At 52.7% G+C, this 1,561-nt stretch carries 1 protein-coding gene; it reads left to right on the forward strand.

The window, feature by feature from the left end:
- The first annotated feature begins 641 nt into the window (after positions 1 to 641).
- Positions 642 to 1,439: a hypothetical protein gene (locus D6694_07535; GenBank protein RMH42899.1), complete on the forward strand. Its 798-nt coding sequence runs from the start codon at positions 642 to 644 to the stop codon at positions 1,437 to 1,439.
- Positions 1,440 to 1,561 lie beyond the last annotated feature (122 nt).

Consider the following 1,561-nt stretch of genomic DNA (forward strand, 5'->3'; position numbering starts at 1 on the left):
AACCGGAGCCAATGTGAGTGGGGGCCAAGGGTGTGGGATCACTTGTCAGGCAGGCGTGGCCTATGCGTGCTGCAACTACTGAGGCCGTGTTTTCGACCATAAATACACGAAGCCCCGGCAGCCATTGCGGTTGTCGGAGCTTTCTCGTGTGAAGGAGAGACGGAGTGACGGAGTGAGGGAGTGAGGAGTGAGGAGAGAGGAGTGACCCGCGGGGCAGGTGAAATGGGTAGGACCGGTGCAATCGGTCAAATCTGTTTCTTGGTTCCTTTTTGAAAAATGCCTGACGCTCAACTGGTTCCACCAAACTCCGTGGTTCTCCCTAGGCACTCTGTGCAGCTCTGTGTAAGAAAAAAGTCGTGTTTACTGGCGTTTTGGAGGATCAAGCTGCCAGGAACCGGGGGAAGTCTGGCTGGACCGGATTGTGTGCAACTCGAATCGCCGAGCCTGTGTGGTAGAGACGACCAACGGCGCAGGTGATTTGAAACTCTTTATGACAGAAATTAGAGATATGGATTTGAATAAACCAGCCTGTTGCCCCCTGTACCTCCGGTGTGTGCGTTTTGCGGACGGCACAACTTGTGCAGGCCTGCAAGAGGGATAGCGCGTAAGCCTGGTTTTTATGATAAAAAAAGATATATACTATGTTCACAAAATCTGTTTTTGGGGTTGCAATTGCAGCATGCTTATTGGCTTCCTGCAAAAAAGACCCTGTCATTTCGGAAACGACGGTCCGGCACATTGTGGATGTGGAAGACGTGGCAATGAGGGGGCTTGGTGAATTCACCATGGACGGGGTGGAGAGCCGTATAACGGTAAGTGTGGATGGTTATATGAATAATGGAGATTGTCGAATGGGCAGTTTTTCAGCTTCGGCTGTGTTCAACGAAAGGATGGATGCAGCAGGTAAAGTGTTTGTGGAAAATCTGCCTTTGCTGAAAATCGAGGAGGAAGGCAAGTTTCGGTATCTGCTTGCCACTTCGATGGCTGGTGACTTTTTTCCGCCCGACTTCGACCCTGAAGAAATTTCCCGATCGGGCGAGGTGGACATCAGGTTTGAATCGGAGATGCCGGAGAAGTATGGGTCGTTTTCCGGGACATTTACAATCCCCCATCCGCTGTGTCTGGAGGTTGCTTTCAGCCATGGGTACGAGCACAGCAAAAGCGAGGACCTGACCTTTACTTGGGAGCCGGATGACAGATGCGATTACGTCTATGCAGCCCTTTGTGCGCCGGGTGCACCTTGCATATTCAAGCAGTTTGAGGATGCAGCGGGCAGTGGCACGATCGCGGCTTCCGAGTTTGCCGATTTTCCGGTCGGCAAGGATGCCTGGCTGTTTGTGGGTCGCGGCATGGGCAGTGTGGTAGAGTATTCGAATGGTCAAAAGATAGGGGTATTGAGGTATTTGTACATGTTGGGCACTGCGACCATGGTACCCTGAATCGGGCACTGACTGACGCCCGGCACGAAGCCCCGGCAGCCATTGCGGTTGTCGGAGCTTCTTGGTGTGAAAGAGTGACGGAGAGACGGTGTGACAGAGAGATTGAGCGGCGGGAAAGTGGG

The sequence above is a fragment of the Gammaproteobacteria bacterium genome (assembly GCA_003696665.1).
GTDB lineage: Bacteria > Pseudomonadota > Gammaproteobacteria > Enterobacterales.